Consider the following 18,239-nt stretch of genomic DNA (forward strand, 5'->3'; position numbering starts at 1 on the left):
GTAACCTTCGGTTGCGGGCTTTTCTTTTTGCCACGTAGCTGATTAATCTCAGGTTAAGCGTGACAATATGCACTATATTTACCCTGTTGCTCTTGGGACAGTCTGGCATGATGGTCATCGTCGACAATGCTGGCCGCGTTAAAATACGCAGTTGGGCTTGAAATTCTGTCAGCGGCCCCAATCTGTAAAATGTATATATACCCTGTAGCTTTCAAGTCGCAGTCAGGCGCCCAGCTCGCTCATCCTCAGGCGCTTACTCGAGTAAGTCACTGGGGTGAGCGACAAATCTGTCGGGAACAGATTTGAACGCTGCGACTTGAAAGATGATGGGTATGGGCTGTTTGCCAGAGTGCGCGGTATGAGAAAAACCGTCGGGTACGTGTGGCGCGGGTCGAATGCTTGAGCATAGTCATCATGACCGTTCTCAAGTAGAATCGGTGTAATAGGGTGTAACCCTGGCCGCCAAGGCAATTTCTATTAGGAGACGGTAATGTCATACAGTGGCGAACGAGATCAATTTGCACCTAACATGGCCCTGGTGCCGATGGTGGTAGAGCAGACTTCACGCGGGGAGCGTTCTTACGACATCTATTCCCGCCTGCTGAAAGAGCGCATTATTTTCCTGACCGGCCAGGTCGAAGATCACATGGCCAACCTGATTGTGGCGCAGATGCTGTTCCTCGAAGCGGAAAGCCCGGAAAAAGACATTTACCTGTACATTAACTCCCCGGGTGGCGTGATCACCGCCGGCATGTCAATCTATGACACCATGAAGTTCATCAAGCCGGACGTCAGCACTATTTGTATGGGCCAGGCGTGCTCGATGGGCTCTTTCCTGCTGACCGCGGGTGCCAAGGGCAAACGCTTCTGCTTGCCGAACTCACGCGTGATGATCCACCAGCCGCTGGGCGGTTATCAGGGCCAGGCGACGGATATCGAAATCCATGCGCGTGAAATCCTGAAGGTGAAGGCGCGCATGAACGAGCTGATGGCAGAGCATACCGGCCAGTCACTGGAGCAGATCGAACGCGATACCGAGCGCGATCGCTTTATGACCGCGGAAGAAGCGGTAGAATACGGTCTGGTTGACGGCATTCTGACGCACCGCAAGTAAGTACCACGCGGCTGGCGAGGTATATGTGCGAGCCGATAGGCTATAGTAATCAGAGCGGGCGCAGCTCGCTCTGGTGAGCATAATCGGCGTTCCCGGTATGCGTTTTGGGCGCACTGCCGCCGTGATATTCCTGCGGGACAAAGACTAAAGAAGAGGTTTACTGATGACAGATAAGCGCAAAGACGGTTCAGGAAAGCTGCTGTACTGCTCTTTCTGCGGCAAAAGCCAGCATGAAGTGCGTAAGCTGATTGCCGGTCCGTCAGTGTATATCTGCGATGAATGTGTTGACCTGTGTAACGACATTATTCGCGAAGAGATTAAAGAAGTTGCCCCGCATCGTGAGCGCAGTGCGCTGCCGACGCCGCACGAAATTCGCCACCACCTGGATGACTATGTCATTGGCCAGGAGCAGGCGAAAAAAGTGCTGGCGGTAGCTGTGTATAACCACTACAAACGCCTGCGTAACGGCGATACCAGCAACGGTATCGAGTTGGGCAAAAGCAACATTCTGCTGATTGGCCCGACCGGTAGCGGTAAAACCCTGCTGGCAGAAACGCTGGCGCGCTTCCTGGACGTGCCTTTCACCATGGCCGACGCCACCACGCTGACCGAAGCCGGTTATGTGGGTGAGGACGTGGAGAACATCATCCAGAAGCTGCTGCAGAAGTGCGACTACGACGTGCAGAAAGCACAACGCGGCATCGTCTACATCGATGAAATCGACAAGATTTCCCGTAAGTCAGACAATCCGTCCATCACCCGTGACGTGTCGGGTGAAGGCGTGCAGCAGGCCCTGTTGAAGCTGATCGAAGGCACCATTGCCGCGGTTCCGCCGCAGGGTGGCCGTAAGCACCCTCAGCAGGAATTCCTGCAGGTTGATACCTCGAAAATCCTGTTTATCTGCGGCGGCGCATTTGCCGGCCTGGATAAGGTGATTGGTCAGCGCGTCAATACCGGTTCCGGTATCGGCTTCGGCGCGACCGTGAAGGGTGAAGCTGAGAAAGCGACCGAAGGCGAACTGCTGCTGCAGGCTGAGCCGGAAGATCTGATCAAGTTTGGCCTGATTCCTGAGTTCATCGGTCGTCTGCCGGTCGTGGCAACCCTGAGCGAACTGAGCGAAGAAGCGCTGATCCAGATCCTGAAAGAGCCGAAAAATGCCTTAACCAAACAGTATCAGGCATTGTTCAATCTGGAAGGCGTGGAGCTGGAATTCCGTGAAGAAGCGCTGAACGCCATCGCCAAGAAGGCCATGACGCGTAAAACCGGTGCACGTGGTCTGCGCTCCATTGTAGAAGGCGCCTTGCTGGACACCATGTATGACCTGCCGTCCATGGACAGCGTCGACAAAGTGGTGATCGATGAATCGGTTATCGCCGGCCAGTCCAAACCTTTGCTGATTTACGGCAAACCGGAAGCACAGGCTTCAGGCGAATAATTCGCCAGTCAAACCAGAAAGTTAATGTCAAAATGGGGGATTTTATCCCCCATTTCTTTTTCCTGCATTCTTGCCGTTGAATGTAAGAGATTCATCCCCATATACTCATTAACCAGATTTTATGAAACGTTTGATGCTTGCGTCTCATGAGATTCCCCTCAACCTGGCGGAAGTTAAACTTAAGAGAGAGCTCTATGAACCCTGAGCGTTCCGAACGCATTGAAATCCCCGTCTTGCCGTTGCGCGACGTGGTGGTTTATCCGCACATGGTGATCCCGTTATTTGTTGGCCGGGAAAAATCGATTCGGTGCCTCGAAGCAGCAATGGATCATGATAAAAAGATCATGCTGGTGGCACAGAAAGAGGCCTCAACGGATGAACCTGGCATTAATGACTTGTTCTCTGTCGGCACCGTAGCGTCGATTTTACAGATGCTAAAACTGCCAGACGGCACGGTAAAAGTGCTGGTAGAAGGCCTGCAGCGGGCACGTATTACTACGCTTTCCGACAGCGGCGAGCACTTTGCCGCCCAGGCAGAATATCTTGAGTCACCGGCGATTGACGAACGTGAACAAGAAGTCCTGGTGCGCACCGCAATCAATCAGTTTGAAGGCTACATCAAACTGAACAAAAAAATTCCACCGGAGGTGCTGACGTCATTGAACAGCATCGACGATGCTGCACGCCTGGCGGATACCATCGCCGCGCACATGCCGCTGAAACTCAGCGACAAGCAGTCGGTACTGGAGATGTTCGATATCACCGAACGTCTGGAATACCTGATGGCGATGATGGAATCGGAAATTGACCTGCTTCAGGTTGAAAAACGTATCCGTAACCGCGTCAAAAAGCAGATGGAAAAAAGTCAGCGCGAGTACTATCTGAATGAGCAGATGAAGGCGATTCAGAAAGAACTGGGCGAGATGGACGACGCGCCGGACGAGCATGAAGCGCTGAAGCGCAAGATTGAAGCGGCGAAAATGCCGAAAGACGCGCGTGAAAAAACCGAAGCGGAACTGCAAAAGCTGAAAATGATGTCACCCATGTCTGCGGAAGCGACCGTGGTTCGTGGTTACATCGACTGGATGCTGCAGGTGCCGTGGAATGCGCGCAGCAAGGTTAAAAAAGACCTGGTTAAAGCGCAAGAAGTGCTCGATATCGATCACTATGGCCTGGAGCGAGTCAAGGACCGTATTCTTGAGTATCTCGCAGTACAGAGCCGCGTAAGCAAAATCAAAGGGCCTATCCTGTGTCTGGTGGGGCCTCCTGGCGTAGGTAAAACCTCGTTGGGGCAGTCGATCGCCAAAGCGACCGGTCGCCAGTACGTGCGTATGGCGCTGGGCGGCGTGCGTGACGAAGCGGAAATTCGCGGTCACCGTCGTACCTACATCGGCTCGATGCCGGGTAAACTGATCCAGAAAATGGCCAAGGTCGGGGTGAAAAACCCGCTGTTCCTGCTGGACGAAATCGACAAGATGTCTTCCGACATGCGTGGCGATCCGGCTTCTGCATTGCTTGAAGTGCTGGATCCGGAACAGAACGTGGCGTTTAACGATCACTACCTGGAAGTGGATTACGATCTGTCCGACGTGATGTTCGTTGCTACCTCGAACTCGATGAACATACCTGCGCCGTTGCTGGACCGTATGGAAGTGATTCGCCTGTCCGGCTACACCGAGGACGAGAAGCTCAATATCGCCAAGCAGCACCTGCTGCCGAAGCAGCTTGAGCGTAACGCCCTGAAAAAAGGTGAGCTGACGGTCGACGACAGCGCCATCATTGGCATTATCCGCTATTACACCCGCGAAGCCGGGGTGCGTAGCCTGGAGCGTGAAATCTCCAAGCTGTGCCGTAAAGCGGTGAAAACGCTGCTGATGGACAAGAAGATCAAGCATATCGAGATCAACGGCGAGAACCTGAAAGATTATCTGGGTGTCCAGCGTGTTGACTACGGCCGTGCCGATACCGAAAACCGTGTGGGCCAGGTCACCGGCCTGGCGTGGACGGAAGTGGGCGGCGATCTGCTGACCATCGAAACCGCGTGCGTGCCGGGCAAAGGCAAGCTGACCTACACCGGTTCTCTCGGTGAAGTGATGCAGGAATCGATTCAGGCTGCGCTGACCGTGGTCCGTGCGCGTGCAGACAAACTGGGTATCAACGCCGATTTCTACGAGAAGCGCGATATTCACGTGCACGTGCCGGAAGGCGCGACGCCGAAAGACGGCCCGAGTGCCGGTATCGCCATGTGTACCGCGCTGGTGTCTTGCCTGACCGGCAACCCGGTTCGTGCCGATGTGGCAATGACCGGTGAGATCACCTTGCGTGGTCAGGTACTGCCGATTGGTGGCTTGAAAGAGAAACTGTTGGCTGCGCATCGCGGCGGCATTAAAACCGTGCTGATCCCGTATGAGAACAAGCGCGATTTGGAAGAAATTCCGGACAATGTTATCGCCGATCTGGAGATTCATCCGGTGCAGCGAATCGATGAGGTTTTGAACCTTGCGTTGCAGAATCCGGCCTTCGGCGCACTGCCGGTAGCGGCAAAATAGTGACGAATCGCAAAAACCATTGATAAAACTTATGCTGGCAAGTCATTTCGGACTTGCCAGTCTTTTTTTGTACCGCTAAGTTAGAAAGCTGTCGGCCCGCGTTTTGTCACGCTTTCGGTGGCTTGCCAAGGTTCGATGGGATTGATATAACAGCTGCGCTGTCGCAACCGTAGGGATTTTCCGGTGCGACGATTGAATTCTAGAGGGGATGATAGAGTGAATAAGTCACAACTGATCGACAAAATTGCCGCAGGTGCTGATATTTCCAAAGCGGCAGCTGGGCGTGCTTTAGATGCAGTGATTGCATCTGTTACCGAATCCTTGAAGGAAGGGGATGACGTGGCGCTGGTTGGTTTCGGTTCTTTCACCGTGCGTGAGCGTTCTGCCCGTACTGGCCGTAACCCACAGACCGGTAAAGAGATCAAAATCGCGGCAGCCAAAGTTCCGGCCTTCCGTGCAGGGAAAGCGCTGAAAGACGCAGTAAACTGATTGTTTGCGTCTAACCGTTTAGCGTTGCAGGGTTTAGCAATAAACAATCACCTGACGCAACGGTGCTGGTAAGGTAAGATATAAGGCGCATCAGATTGATGCGCTTTTTTTATTTTTGTCGCAGGGAACGCGCCTGCACAAGGGTGTTTTTAATCCACATCACAGCGGAGTGTTGTCACACTATGATGGACAATTTACGCGCGGCAGCTAATCACGTCGTGCTCAAAATCATCCTGGGCTTGATCATTTTGTCATTTCTTTTGACAGGGGTGGTCAGCTATCAGGGGAGTGCCGGTGATTATGCAGCGAAGGTCAATGGCCAGGTGATCGAGCGTGCTCAGCTGGAACAGGCTTTCCAAAGCGAACGCAGCCGCATGCAGCAACAGTTGGGTGACCAGTTCTCCGTACTGGCGGGCAACGAAGGCTATATGCAGCAGATGCGCCATCAGGCACTGTCACAGCTGATCGACAACATGCTGCTGGACCAATATGCCAAGAAATTAGGCCTGAGCGTCAGTGACGATCAGGTGAAAGAAGCCATCCGTAAAGCGCCTTACTTCCAGACAAACGGCCAGTTCGATAACGCTAAATATCTCGATCTGATTAGCCGCATGGGTTACACCGCCGATAACTTTGCGCAGTCAATGCGTCAGCAGTTGGTTAATCAGCAGGTGATCCAGGCCTTCGGCGAGTCAGGTTTCATCCTGCCAACCGAAGCGCAAGGGATGACGTCACTGGTGCTGCAGCAGCGCGATGTGCGCCTGGCGACGCTGGATCTGAAAGCGTTGCAGGCCAAGCAAACCGTGACCGACGACGAGTTGAAAGACTATTACAGCCAGAACAAGAACAGCTTCATTGCGCCGGAGCAGGTCAAAGTAAGCTACATCCCGATGGACGCCGCCTCTATGCAGGACAAGGTGACGGTAGCAGATGCGGATATCAGCGCCTATTACGACCAGCACAAAAGCAGCTATAGCCAGCCTGAGCGTAAAAACTACAGCGTGATCCAGCTGAAAACCGAGGCGGAAGCCAATGCGGTGCTGGACGAGCTGAAAAAAGGCGGCGATTTCGCCACCCTGGCGAAAGAAAAATCCACCGACATCATCTCACGCCGTACCGGTGGCGAGCTGGGCTGGCTGGAGCCGGACACCACGGCAGACGAGCTGAAACAGGCAAACCTGACCGAAAAAGGCCAGCTTTCCGGTGCAGTGAAGTCCTCTGTGGGCTATCTGGTCGTACGTCTGAACGACATCGAGCCGGAAAAAGTGAAGCCGCTTAGCGAAGTGCGTGATGCCATCGCCAAGCAGGTTAAGCAGGAGAAGGCGGTAGACGCCTATTACGCGCTGCAGCAAAAGGTGAGTGAAGCGGCGACCAGCGATAACGAATCTCTGGCCTCAGCCGAAGAAGCCGCCGGCGTGAAAGCGACTCAGACCGATTGGTTCACCCGCGACAACATTCCGGCTGCGCTGAACTTCAAACCTGTCATCCAGTCGATTTTCGACGGTTCACTGATTGGCGAAGGCGGCTCTCCGGGCAGCAACTCCGATGTAATCACCGTTGATGGCGACCGTGCCTTCGTGATCCGCGTTTCAGGCCACAAGCCAGAAGGCATTGAGCCGTTCGATCAGGTAAAAGATCGCGTGGCGGAATTGGTCAAGCGCAACAAAGCCGAACAGGAAGCGAAACTGCAGGGCGAAAAGCTGTTGGTTGAGCTGAAACAGGGCAAGGGCGACGAAGCGATGAAAGCGGCCGGCCTGAGCTTTGGCAGCGTGCAGAAGATGGCACGCGCGCCGGAAGACAGCCAACTGGTGCAGAGCGTGTTCGCGCTGCCCCACCCGCAGGAAGGCAAACCGGTATACGGCATGTCGCAAGACCGTCAGGACAACGTAGTGCTGATTGCACTTGATGCCGTGACGCCAGGCAGCCTGTCGGCGGAAGAAATGAAAACCTTCGTCAGCAAAATGGAAGAAGGCGCTACCGGCGTCTCCTTTGACTCGCTGCTGGCCAGCTTGCGTAAAGAAGCCAAAATCACCATGGGTGCCGCTGAGCAGCAACAGCCTCAGTAACGCGCCGCAGTTTTCTGCAACGCAATGCAATTCCAAAAGGCCGCTTTCGCGGCCTTTTCCATATCTGTTATCCGCCAATTGCTGAAGTTCACCCGCTGCGGCAAGGTGAGCTTGCTGTTAAACACAAGGAGGATACAGCATGCAACTTGCAGAAATGAAAGCGGTTAATGGATATGGTTTCAGCCTCAAAGTTTTGCTGGCCGCGGCCCTGATAGGTTTGGCCGGGCCATCGATGGCCGCTGAGGAAAAGAGCGCGACCGATCAGCCGGTGTTATCAGCACCGGCGGTGAAAGCAGGGCAAGGCACTGAAGCCGCAGTCGGCATCGACGATGAGGCATCGGTCAGTATCAATCAGGCCGATGCCGAGCAGTTGGCCAGCGTACTGAAGGGGGTGGGTTTGAAGAAAGCGGAAAGCATCGTGCGCTACCGTGAGCAGAATGGTCCTTTTACGCAGATTGAGCAGCTTCAGGAAGTGCCGGGTATTGGGCCCGCCCTGTTTGAACGGAACCGTGCGCGGCTCAAAATGTGATATCTATCACGGCTGCATGGCAAAGTACCGATGCAGCCCTTTTTCCTCTGCTACATTTTACAGGTCTTACCAGTTTGGCGACTTGACCAAACGAGTGAAGGAGCCATCAGTGGCTCCTTCTTTCTGTAATCACCAGGCAGGAGTGGCCGTTCCCTATGCATCAGACCTTTATCAAAGTCCGTGGTTATCATCTCGATGTTTACCAACATGTTAACAATGCACGCTATCTCGAATTTCTCGAGGAGGCGCGCTGGGATTGGCTGGAGAACCAGGAGGGCTTCCGTTGGATGACGGAAAACAACATCGCCTTTATCGTGGTTAATATCAATATCAATTACCGTACGCCGGCGGTGCTGGGGGACAAGTTGCGTATCGACAGTCAGATGGTGCAGCTTAACGGTAAAAGCGGCGTGCTGAGCCAAAAGGTGACGCAGGATGCCACGGGCGCGCCGGTCGCGGATGCGATGCTGACCTTTGTCTGCGTCGATTTGAAAACTCAGCGGGCGTTGCCGATTGAAGGGCAACTGCGCGAACACCTTCAGGTGCTCACGCTGTCGGAAGAAGGCTAAAGCAACGAGCGGCAATGTTTGCCGCCGTTATTCACTCAGACCAGGCCGGTCTTCTGTTTCAGGCTCGCCATCACTTCCGCCTTGTTGATTTGGTATTGCTTCAGGCCGTTGGCGCGCAGGTGACAGGCGGCACATTCACCGCAGCCGTCGCCTTTAATGCCGCTGTAGCAGGTCAGGGTTTCCTGCCGAACCAGATCCAACTGATGGTAGTAATCTGCCAGTGCCCAGGTCTCAGCCTTGTTCAGCCACATCAGTGGCGTTTCAAAACGGATATCGCGTGCGATGCCCAGCACTATTGCCTGGTTCAGCGCTTTGACAAATTCGTCGCGGCAGTCGGGATAACCGGAAAAATCGGTTTCGCAAACGCCGGTGATCACCGCCTCGGCTTCGACCTGGTAGGCATAAATCGCCGCCAGCGTCAGGAACAGAATATTACGGCCCGGCACGAAAGTGCTCGGCAACCCGTTGGCTTCGGTGCTGCCGTAAGCCGGAACCGGGATATTGTCACGGGTCAGGCTGCTGATCGCCAGTTCATTGAGCAGGCCAACGTCCAGCAGCTTATGTGCCTTGGCCCCAAGGGCCACCGACAGCGCTTGAGCCACCTCAATCTCGGCGCGATGGCGCTGACCGTAATCGAAGGTGACGCAGTGAACTTCGTCGTACTGTTGCAATGCCTGAATCAAGCAGGTCGTGGAATCTTGTCCACCGCTGAAAACGACAACCGCGCGTTTCATAAAATTACCTCAATTTAGTGCTGAGACCCTACCCGATGAACACTCGGGCGGTAGGATAAAAATGCGTTGCGGCAGCAATGGTAGCAGAAATAGCGGGTTACCGCTGGGCCGGGCCCATTAAGTCTGGGGAAAGCGGCTCTGTCGAGTCCAGCGGCGGCGGCAGCCAGGCCTGGCAGAAATCGAACCAGCCATGGGCGGTCAGGGTAACCCCATGAATGCGCGGCGGTGCGCTGATCTGATACTGATAGTGAAACAAGGGCGTGATGATCGCCGCCCTCATCAGCTGCTGATAATACTCTTTCAACTGCTCATAACGCGGTTGCTGTGCAGGCAACTGTTGGATCTGCTGCAGCGTTTGCTGCTGATGTCGCCAGCGATCGTCGGGCAGAATGCCGCGCCACAGCGTATCTTGCCGCAGCCAGCTTTCCAGCGTCGCTTCCGGTGACTCACCGATCAGGTTATCGGCCAGCAGCAGGTCGGCCTGTTCGATTTGTTCGGCGCTTTGCCAGCGTTTACCCGCGTAATAACGCAGTTCCAGCTCGCAGCCGTGGCGTGCTAATAGCTGCTGCAGAGCCACAGTGACCGTTTCCAGTTCTACCGGTGGCCGATACAGCAGCGTCAATTTGGCGGGAAGGGCTATCTCATCATCGACCTGATGCCGAGGGATGGCCCAGCCTGGCAGCATTTCGTGGCTGGGGGTGATGACGCTGTTTGGTACCGGCAGATTGGCCAACAGGCCAGATTGCTGGATCAACATCAGCAGTTTTTGGCCCTGGGCTTCGTTGAGCACGCCGTGTTTCAAATTGACCGCCAGATAGCACCAGCCCAGGCTCATGCTGCGTTGCACCGGCCGTGCCAGCGCCATCTCTTCCTGCTGGCCGATGGTTATGCGCACCGGGTGCTGGCAACTGGTGTAAGCCGCGTCGACCTGTAGCTCCGGGGTGATCCAATACTCGATGCTCTCAAGATAAGGATGCTGCAAATGGTAAAACGGATGCTGTTCCAGCCGTACCAAATGCGCCTCGTTTAGCGTCAGTTTGAAAGGGCCAGCGCCAATGCCTGCGGCCTCCGGGTGGGTTAGCAGGCAAGGCAATTCCGCAAGACGATGCGCCAACCAGTAGTCGGGATGCTGTAAATCAAACTGCAGACACAGCGCATGCGGCAGGCTGATGGCCTTAACGTTGGCCAGGCTGGGGCGACTGCGAGAGTGTCGTTGCAGCTTTTCCAGCGTTTGCAACAACTGCTGGCCGGTCAGCATTTCACCGTTGTGCCAGCGCAATTGACTGCGCAGGAAGAACTGCCAGCGCAGGCCGTCATGGCTGATTTGCCAGTGATGGGCCAGATCGGATTGCGGTTCAGGATTGCCGGTAATGAATCGCGTCAGGCCGGCATGCAGGGTGGCAACCAAATGTTGTTCGGCGCGGCCGGTCAGGGTCAGTGGATCCAGAGATTCCAGCGTGCGGTAATAGGGGATACGCAGCGTTGGGCTGCCTGCTTGCCACTGGCCGCCGAGATGCGGGCTGAGCAACTCCTGCAAATGCTGCGGCGCCAACTGCGCCATTTCCAACGCGCCCTGGTGGTCGCCGTCATGCAGCAAGCGCTGCAAGTGGGCGGCGCGCAGCTCGTCCGGGGTTTTCAAACACTGCAGGCGAGCCCGCTTGCCGCGACCGGGCTGTGACTGCCAGCTTAGCCAGCCCTGATCCTGCAACTGTTGTACCAGCGTGCGAGCATGGCGTTCGCTGCAATAGAACAGGGCTGCGAGTTCGCCGATGGTGATGGCCACCGGCGCAGCGCCGAGCTGTTGATACAGGCGTTGATACTGGCTGAGACGATGGGTCAGGCGCATGATCGAAATCCGGAACAGTTTTCCAGAATTGTTCACTATTACTTCCGCAAATACCATCTCATACTGCAGGGACTGTAATCGCGTTCACACTCATGAGGTCTTTATGTATCGCCTGGCGGCTTTTGATATGGATGGCACATTGTTGACACCGGATCACCGGGTCGGGCCGGAAACTCTGGCGGTGCTAAAGCAACTGGTTGAACGGGAGATGGTTGTCACCTTCGCTACCGGGCGTCACTACCTGGACGCGCAGCCGATCATGGCGCAACTGGGTCTGCAAGGCTATCTGATTACCGGCAACGGTACGCGGGTTTACGATCATCAGGGGCAACAACTTCACGCCACCGATTTGCCTGCTGACATAGCCGAAGAGGTGCTGCACACCCATTGGCATACGGTTGCCAGCATGCACGTCTTCCGTGACGAAGGCTGGATGACCGAGTTTGCGGTACCGGAAGAAATGTTGCGGGCTCATCATCTGAGCGGCTTCCGTTATCAGCTTACCGAAGTGCGTCGTTTACCGGCCTTCGGCAACAGCAAGGTGTGCTTCGTTGGACCACATGTGGAACTGCTTAAGCTACAGATTCAGCTACGAGAACAGTTTGGAGCACGCGTTGATCTCTGTTTCTCTGCCTATGAGTGCCTGGAGGTCTTGCCGTTGGGGTGTAACAAAGGCACCGCGCTGGATACGTTGAGCCGCCATCTGGGGCTGAAGATGGCGGACTGCATGGCGTTTGGCGATGCCATGAACGACAGGGAAATGCTGGCGACGGTAGGGCACGGCGTGGTGATGGGCAATGCCCTGCCGCAGCTGAAGTCTTCACTGCCACAACTACAGGTTATCGGCCATTGCGAACAGCAGGCGGTGGCTCACTATTTGCAACATTGGCTGCGTTCACCTTACCTCACCTATTCCCCGAATTATGAGGCTTTATTGGCAGCCGGCCGGGTATGACTTACCCGGCTTTTTTTCGCCTGCCGGGGGCGATTACAAGTCTGCCAGTTGCGCCAGATACGGGGTCAGATCGCCGATATTGTTTCTCACCCATTCAGGGTTGTAGTAGGTATCCAGATAGCGCTCACCGCTGTCGCATAGCAGGGTGACGATAGAACCCTGTTCGCCATTTTCCCGCATCTGTTTTGCCAATTGCAGCGCGCCCCATACATTAGTGCCGGTGGAGGCGCCTACTTTACGGCCCAGTACCGTTTCCAGCCAATGAATGGTAGCAACGCTGGCCGCGTCCGGAACGCGCAGCATGCTGTCGACCACCGACGGGATAAACGAGGGTTCGGCGCGCGGGCGGCCAATACCTTCGATCCTGCTGCCGCAACTGCCGATCAGGGTGCGATCGCGCTGGTGGAAACAATCATAGAATACCGAGTTTTCCGGATCGACGACCGTCAAGCGGGTGTCGTGCCCCTGATAGCGAATATAGCGTCCCAGCGTTGCAGATGTACCGCCGGTGCCCGCGCTCATCACGATATGTTTAGGGACAGGGAAGGGTTCACGCGCCATCTGGCGGAAGATGCTGTCGGCGATGTTGTTATTGCCGCGCCAGTCGGTGGCGCGTTCGGCGTAGGTGAACTGATCCATATAGTGGCCGTTCAGTTCTTGCGCCAACTGCTCGGAGACCGCGTAAATCTGTGCCGCGTGATCGACGAAATGGCAGCGGCCGCCGTAAAACGCAATTTGCTCAACCTTGCGGCGTGCCGTGCAGGAAGGCATCACGGCAATAAACGGCAGGCCAATCAGCCGGGCGAAGTAAGCTTCGGACACGGCAGTACTACCTGAAGAGGCTTCGATAATCGTGGTGTTTTCGGTGATCCAGCCGTTGCACAGGCCGTACAGGAACAGCGAGCGCGCCAGCCGATGCTTCAGGCTGCCGGTCGGGTGAGTGCTTTCATCTTTCAGGTACAGGCAGATACCGGGAAATTCGGGCAGGTTCAGGCGGATCAGGTGCGTGTCGGCGGAGCGTTGGAAATCCGCTTCTATTTCACCGATAGCATATTTTACCCAAGAGTTTGTCATCGTCTGGCCTCAGAATAGGGGGCTTATTTGCTGCATAATATAGCCTGCCGCCGGGAAAAAAGGATTGCCATTTTTCCTGTTTAATCGCTTAATGAGAGAAAATTTTTCTCCTGGTTGACGATATGTTAGATAAAACAGACCGTAAGTTACTGTGCATGCTGCAACAGGACTGCACCCAGCCGCTGCAGGCGCTGGCCGATGCGGTCAATCTGACGTCGACGCCTTGCTGGAAAAGGCTGAAACGGCTGGAAGAGGAAGGCTATATCCGTGGGCGGGTCGCGCTGCTGGATAATGAAAAACTCGGGTTGGGCCTGACGGCATTTGTGCTGATCAAAACCCAGCAGCACAGCAGCGAGTGGTATCAGACGTTCGTGCAACTGACCCAGCAGATGCCGGAGGTGCTGGCATTTTACCGCATGGCGGGGGAGTACGATTACCTGATGCAGGTGGAAGTAGCTGATATGAAGAGCTACGACAGCTTTTACAAGCGTCTGGTGAACGGGGTACCTGGGCTGATCGACGTCACTTCCAGCTTCGCGATGGAAAAAATCAAATACACCACCGCCCTGCCGGTTCCTGAGTGAAAAGTTCACCAAATTGGCAAAGTAACGGTGGTATCCTACTCTGCTGAGGCAGATCGAGAGAAAAAACTATTACATCTACATCCTGGAATAAAACTGCGTGAGACTATTTACCCAAATCGGCTGGTACTTCCGCCGCGAGTGGCGCCGCTACCTGGGGGCAGTGGTGCTGTTGATCATCATTGCCATTCTGCAGCTGTTGCCACCCAAGCTGGTGGGGATCATTGTCGACGGTATTACCGAAAAACAGATGTCCAGCGGCGTGCTGATGGCATGGCTGGGGCTGATGCTCGGCACCGCCGTGGTGGTCTACCTGCTGCGCTACGTATGGCGAGTGTTGCTGTTTGGCGCGTCTTATCAGCTTGCCGTCGAACTGCGTGAAAATTTCTATCGCCAGCTTAGCCGCCAGAACCCGGCTTTCTATCTGCGCCACCGTACCGGCGATCTGATGGCACGCGCCACCAATGATGTCGATCGGGTCGTTTTCGCTGCCGGTGAAGGGGTGTTGACGCTGGTCGATTCGCTGGTAATGGGCTTGGCGGTGCTGGTGGTGATGAGCACCCAAATTAGCTGGCAGTTGACCCTGCTATCGTTGATCCCTATGCCCATCATGGCGATCGTTATCAAGTATTACGGCGATCAGTTGCATCAGCGCTTTAAATCGGCGCAGGCGGCGTTCTCCAGCCTGAACGATCAGGCGCAGGAAAGCATGACCAGCATCCGCATGATCAAGGCGTTTGGTCTGGAGGATCACCAATCCAATCAATTTGCCGAAGTGGCCGCCCAAACCGGCGCCAAAAATATGCACGTAGCGCGGGTAGATGCGCGTTTTGACCCGACGATTTACATCGCTATCGGTACCGCCAATCTGTTGGCTATTGGCGGTGGCAGCTGGATGGTGGTCAATGGCTCCCTGACGCTTGGGCAACTGACCAGCTTCGTGATGTACCTCGGCCTGATGATTTGGCCGATGCTGGCGCTGGCCTGGATGTTCAACATTGTTGAACGCGGCAGTGCGGCATACGGCCGCATTCGCAGCCTGCTGGAGGAAGCGCCGGCAGTGACCGACGGTGAGCATCCATTGCCGGCGGGGCGTGGCAGCCTGGCCGTCGATATCCGATCCTTCCACTATCCTGGCAATCATCACCCGGCGTTGCACGATGTCACGTTGAAGCTGGAGCCGGGTCAGATGCTTGGCCTGTGTGGCCCGACCGGTGCCGGTAAGTCAACGTTACTGTCGTTGATCCAGCGCCAGTTTGATGTGGATGATGGTCAGATTAGCTATCAGGGATTGCCGCTGACCCAGGTGAAGCTCGACGACTGGCGTTCGCGATTGTCTGTGGTGAGTCAGACGCCATTCTTGTTCTCGGACAGCGTGGCCAACAATATTGCGCTGGGGAATCCGGGCGCGACGCAGGAACAGATTGAGCGTGCGGCCCAGTTGGCCAGCGTGCATGAAGACATTATGCGCCTGCCGCAAGGCTATGAAACTGAAGTGGGCGAGCGTGGCGTGATGCTGTCCGGCGGCCAGAAACAGCGTATTTCTATTGCCCGTGCATTGTTGCTGGATGCAGAAATCTTGATCCTCGACGATGCGTTGTCGGCGGTAGATGGTCGAACCGAACACCAAATCCTGCACAATTTGCGCAGTTGGGGACAAAACCGGACGGTGATTATCAGCGCACACCGGCTTTCGGCACTGACCGAAGCCAGCGAAATTCTGGTGATACAACACGGCGGCGTGGCTCAGCGTGGCGAACATGCGTCTCTGGCGGCCCAACCGGGCTGGTACCGCGATATGTACCGCTATCAGCAACTGGAAGCGGCGCTGGATGAGGCACCGGAAAGCGGCGAGGAGATACTGGCCAATGAATAAGATGCAAAAGCTGTGGCCGACGCTGAAACGGTTGCTGGCTTATGGATCGCCATACCGCAAACCTCTGGGGCTGGCGGTGTTGATGTTGTGGGTTGCGGCGGCAGCGGAAGTCGCCGGGCCGATCCTGATCAGTTATTTTATCGATAACTATGTGGCTAAGGGCCAGTTGCCGCTGATGATCGTCTGCGGGCTGGCGGCGGCCTATATTCTGCTGGAGCTGTTGGCGGCGGCGCTGCACTATTTTCAAGCGTTGTTGTTCAATCAGGCCGCGGTCGGGGTGGTTCAACGCCTGCGTACCGACGTGATGGACGCCGCGTTGCGTCAGCCGCTCAGCGCTTTTGATACGCAGCCGGTGGGGCAGTTGATCTCGCGAGTGACCAATGACACCGAGGTGATTAAAGATCTGTACGTCATGGTAGTGTCCACCGTATTGAAAAGCGCTGCGCTGATTGGCGCCATGCTGGTGGCGATGTTCAGCCTGGACTGGCGTATGGCGCTGGTGGCGATCTGCATCTTCCCGGCGGTGTTTGTGGTGATGGGCATTTACCAATACTACAGCATCCCGATTGTGCGCCGGGTGCGCAGCTATCTGGCAGACATCAACGACGGCTTTAACGAAGTGATCAACGGCATGGGCGTGATCCAGCAGTTCCGCCAACAGATCCGCTTTGGTGAACGCATGAGCGCCGCCAGCCGTTCGCACTACACCGCGCGTATGCAGACTCTGCGGCTGGATGGTTTCCTGTTGCGTCCGCTGCTCAGCCTGTTTTCGGCGCTGGTGCTGTGTGGCCTGCTGATGTTGTTTGGTTTCAGCGGTGAGGGAAGCATTGGCGTGGGCGTGCTCTATGCCTTTATCAACTACCTCGGGCGTCTGAATGAGCCGTTGATTGAGCTGACGTCGCAGCAGTCGATTCTGCAGCAGGCGGTGGTAGCCGGTGAGCGTATTTTCGAACTGATGGATCGCCGTCAACAGAGCTATGGAACGGACGATCGCCCGCTCGAGAGTGGCCGCATTGATATTGAAGACCTGAGCTTTGCCTACCGGGATGACAAAAAGGTGCTGCAGCATATTTCGCTGTCGGTGCCGTCGCGGGGTTTTGTGGCGTTGGTGGGGCATACCGGCAGCGGCAAGAGCACGCTGGCCAACCTGCTGATGGGGTATTACCCGGTCAATCAGGGCGAAGTCCGTCTCGATGGTCGTCCGCTGGCCAGTCTGTCGCACCGTACGTTGCGGCAGGGGGTGGCAATGGTGCAGCAGGATCCGGTGGTGATCGCCGAATCGGTGCTGGCCAACGTTACGCTGGGCCGTAACATCAGTGAAGAGATAGTGTGGCAGGCGCTGGAAACGGTGCAATTGGCTGAGCTGGTACGCAGCTTCCCGCAGGGGATTCACACCCGGCTGGGCGAGCAGGGTAACAACCTGTCGGTGGGCCAGAAACAGCTATTGGCGATGGCCAGGGTGTTGGTTCAGGCGCCGCAGATCCTGATCCTCGACGAAGCGACCGCCAACATCGATTCAGGCACTGAGCAAGCTATTCAGCGTGCACTGCGTTTGATTCGTGAACATACCACGCTGGTGGTGATCGCTCACCGATTGTCGACCATTGTCGATGCCGATTCCATTCTGGTTCTGCACCGGGGTCAGGCGGTCGAGCAAGGCAATCATCAGCAACTGTTGGCTCAGCAGGGGCGTTACTACCAGATGTACCAGCTGCAACTGGTAGGTGAAGAATTGGCCGCTGCCAATCGCGAAGAAACACAACCCGCATGATCTGGGGGCCGTTTTAACGGCCCCTTTCTTTTGTCGCCACGCACCACAAACAGGCACAAGCCCGTTTAAAATCCCTCTCGCTGCACTTTTTCGACGCGCTACGCACCAAATTAGTGCGCAATATTTAATCAGCCTATCAGTTGGTCGCGTGCTGTTAGTCGCTCGTCGCATGCCAGATCCCCATCCTGCCGGTTAATTTGCTGAATCCGCGTACAAAACCATTTGTGGCATAGCCTTTGCTTTATAAGTCTCGTACCGGGGTGAGTTTGGGCTTAATTCGTGGAGGGGCAATATGAAGCTGGTGACCGTGGTGATTAAACCATTCAAGCTGGAGGACGTGCGTGAAGCCCTATCCTCTGTAGGCATTCAGGGGCTGACCGTAAGCGAAGTAAAAGGCTTTGGTCGCCAGAAGGGGCACGCTGAGCTCTATCGCGGAGCCGAATACAGCGTCAACTTTTTACCTAAAGTAAAAATCGACATCGCTATCGCCGACGATCAGTTGGATGAAGTGGTTGATGTGATTAGTAAAGCGGCCTACACCGGTAAAATCGGTGACGGCAAAATTTTCGTTGCCGAATTGCAACGTGTCATTCGCATTCGCACCGGCGAAACAGACGAAGCAGCACTGTAATCACAGGCTCAGTAAAGTAA

At 55.5% G+C, this 18,239-nt stretch carries 15 protein-coding genes; 12 read left to right on the forward strand and 3 right to left on the reverse strand.

Going from position 1 to position 18,239, the window contains the following annotated elements; translation table 11 throughout:
• The first annotated feature begins 490 nt into the window (after positions 1–490).
• The 7 genes from clpP (at position 491) to EBA31_RS04265 (ending at position 8,751) form a co-directional block, all read left to right on the forward strand.
• Positions 491–1,114: an ATP-dependent Clp endopeptidase proteolytic subunit ClpP gene (gene clpP / locus EBA31_RS04235; protein WP_020825491.1), complete on the forward strand. Its 624-nt coding sequence runs from the start codon at positions 491–493 to the stop codon at positions 1,112–1,114.
• A 163-nt stretch (positions 1,115–1,277) separates the two neighbouring features.
• Positions 1,278–2,549 (forward strand): ATP-dependent protease ATP-binding subunit ClpX, encoded by a 1,272-nt coding sequence (clpX, locus tag EBA31_RS04240; RefSeq protein ID WP_020825492.1) that lies wholly within the window; start codon positions 1,278–1,280, stop codon positions 2,547–2,549.
• Positions 2,550–2,743: 194 nt separating this feature from the next.
• Positions 2,744–5,098: an endopeptidase La gene (gene lon, locus EBA31_RS04245; RefSeq protein ID WP_122077496.1), complete on the forward strand. Its 2,355-nt coding sequence runs from the start codon at positions 2,744–2,746 to the stop codon at positions 5,096–5,098.
• 216 nt (positions 5,099–5,314) lie between these two features.
• Positions 5,315–5,587, forward strand: coding sequence for a nucleoid-associated protein HU-beta (hupB, locus tag EBA31_RS04250; protein ID WP_006319790.1), 273 nt, complete (start codon positions 5,315–5,317; stop codon positions 5,585–5,587).
• 182 nt (positions 5,588–5,769) lie between these two features.
• The gene (ppiD, locus tag EBA31_RS04255; protein ID WP_122077498.1) at positions 5,770–7,653 is read left to right on the forward strand and encodes a peptidylprolyl isomerase; all 1,884 of its coding nucleotides are present in this window, start codon (positions 5,770–5,772) and stop codon (positions 7,651–7,653) included.
• Between the two features lie 139 nt (positions 7,654–7,792).
• Positions 7,793–8,182, forward strand: a complete 390-nt coding sequence (locus EBA31_RS04260) for a helix-hairpin-helix domain-containing protein (protein WP_122077500.1) — start codon at positions 7,793–7,795, stop codon at positions 8,180–8,182.
• 155 nt (positions 8,183–8,337) lie between these two features.
• On the forward strand, positions 8,338–8,751 hold the full coding sequence (locus tag EBA31_RS04265) for a thioesterase family protein (RefSeq protein WP_020825496.1): 414 nt from the start codon (positions 8,338–8,340) through the stop codon (positions 8,749–8,751).
• Between the two features lie 35 nt (positions 8,752–8,786).
• Here EBA31_RS04265 and queC read toward each other — a convergent pair whose 3' ends face one another.
• Both queC and EBA31_RS04275 read right to left on the reverse strand, forming a co-directional pair.
• The gene (gene queC / locus EBA31_RS04270) at positions 8,787–9,485 is read right to left on the reverse strand and encodes a 7-cyano-7-deazaguanine synthase QueC (protein ID WP_122077502.1); all 699 of its coding nucleotides are present in this window, start codon (positions 9,483–9,485) and stop codon (positions 8,787–8,789) included.
• Positions 9,486–9,582: 97 nt separating this feature from the next.
• Positions 9,583–11,331: an SgrR family transcriptional regulator gene (locus EBA31_RS04275; protein WP_122077504.1), complete on the reverse strand. Its 1,749-nt coding sequence runs from the start codon at positions 11,329–11,331 to the stop codon at positions 9,583–9,585.
• Between the two features lie 103 nt (positions 11,332–11,434).
• On the opposite strand from EBA31_RS04275, the gene cof reads away from it, so the two are divergent.
• Positions 11,435–12,286 carry an HMP-PP phosphatase gene (cof, locus tag EBA31_RS04280; protein WP_122077506.1) on the forward strand — a complete coding sequence of 284 codons (852 nt, stop codon included), beginning with the start codon at positions 11,435–11,437 and terminating at the stop codon, positions 12,284–12,286.
• Between the two features lie 33 nt (positions 12,287–12,319).
• Here the strand turns inward: cof and EBA31_RS04285 are convergent, their stop codons facing one another.
• A complete protein-coding gene (locus EBA31_RS04285; protein WP_020825500.1) occupies positions 12,320–13,360 on the reverse strand; it encodes a PLP-dependent cysteine synthase family protein in 1,041 nt (346 codons plus the stop codon).
• 122 nt (positions 13,361–13,482) lie between these two features.
• Here EBA31_RS04285 and EBA31_RS04290 point away from each other — a divergent pair, with 122 nt between their 5' ends.
• The 4 genes from EBA31_RS04290 (at position 13,483) to glnK (ending at position 18,219) form a co-directional block, all read left to right on the forward strand.
• On the forward strand, positions 13,483–13,944 hold the full coding sequence (locus tag EBA31_RS04290) for an Lrp/AsnC family transcriptional regulator (RefSeq protein WP_044548705.1): 462 nt from the start codon (positions 13,483–13,485) through the stop codon (positions 13,942–13,944).
• A 97-nt stretch (positions 13,945–14,041) separates the two neighbouring features.
• A complete protein-coding gene (locus EBA31_RS04295) occupies positions 14,042–15,817 on the forward strand; it encodes a SmdA family multidrug ABC transporter permease/ATP-binding protein (RefSeq protein WP_122077508.1) in 1,776 nt (591 codons plus the stop codon).
• Positions 15,810–17,588, forward strand: coding sequence for a SmdB family multidrug efflux ABC transporter permease/ATP-binding protein (locus EBA31_RS04300; protein WP_020825503.1), 1,779 nt, complete (start codon positions 15,810–15,812; stop codon positions 17,586–17,588). Before EBA31_RS04295 ends, EBA31_RS04300 begins: the two co-directional genes overlap by 8 nt.
• A gap of 292 nt (positions 17,589–17,880) precedes the next feature.
• Positions 17,881–18,219: a P-II family nitrogen regulator gene (glnK, locus tag EBA31_RS04305; RefSeq protein ID WP_012005549.1), complete on the forward strand. Its 339-nt coding sequence runs from the start codon at positions 17,881–17,883 to the stop codon at positions 18,217–18,219.
• The last annotated feature ends 20 nt before the right edge of the window (positions 18,220–18,239 follow it).

Source organism: Serratia sp. P2ACOL2, from assembly GCF_003691565.1.
Lineage (GTDB): Bacteria > Pseudomonadota > Gammaproteobacteria > Enterobacterales > Enterobacteriaceae > Serratia > Serratia liquefaciens.

Coding starts and splice junctions, on each gene's coding strand:
- EBA31_RS04300 (WP_020825503.1), top strand. CDS start 15,810: ATGAATAAGATGCAAAAGCTGTGGCCGACGCTGAAACGGTTGCTGGCT.
- glnK (WP_012005549.1), top strand. CDS start 17,881: ATGAAGCTGGTGACCGTGGTGATTAAACCATTCAAGCTGGAGGACGTG.
- EBA31_RS04285 (WP_020825500.1), bottom strand. CDS start 13,360: ATGACAAACTCTTGGGTAAAATATGCTATCGGTGAAATAGAAGCGGAT.
- EBA31_RS04265 (WP_020825496.1), top strand. CDS start 8,338: ATGCATCAGACCTTTATCAAAGTCCGTGGTTATCATCTCGATGTTTAC.
- EBA31_RS04275 (WP_122077504.1), bottom strand. CDS start 11,331: ATGCGCCTGACCCATCGTCTCAGCCAGTATCAACGCCTGTATCAACAG.
- EBA31_RS04290 (WP_044548705.1), top strand. CDS start 13,483: ATGTTAGATAAAACAGACCGTAAGTTACTGTGCATGCTGCAACAGGAC.
- queC (WP_122077502.1), bottom strand. CDS start 9,485: ATGAAACGCGCGGTTGTCGTTTTCAGCGGTGGACAAGATTCCACGACC.
- cof (WP_122077506.1), top strand. CDS start 11,435: ATGTATCGCCTGGCGGCTTTTGATATGGATGGCACATTGTTGACACCG.
- clpX (WP_020825492.1), top strand. CDS start 1,278: ATGACAGATAAGCGCAAAGACGGTTCAGGAAAGCTGCTGTACTGCTCT.
- ppiD (WP_122077498.1), top strand. CDS start 5,770: ATGATGGACAATTTACGCGCGGCAGCTAATCACGTCGTGCTCAAAATC.
- lon (WP_122077496.1), top strand. CDS start 2,744: ATGAACCCTGAGCGTTCCGAACGCATTGAAATCCCCGTCTTGCCGTTG.
- EBA31_RS04260 (WP_122077500.1), top strand. CDS start 7,793: ATGCAACTTGCAGAAATGAAAGCGGTTAATGGATATGGTTTCAGCCTC.
- clpP (WP_020825491.1), top strand. CDS start 491: ATGTCATACAGTGGCGAACGAGATCAATTTGCACCTAACATGGCCCTG.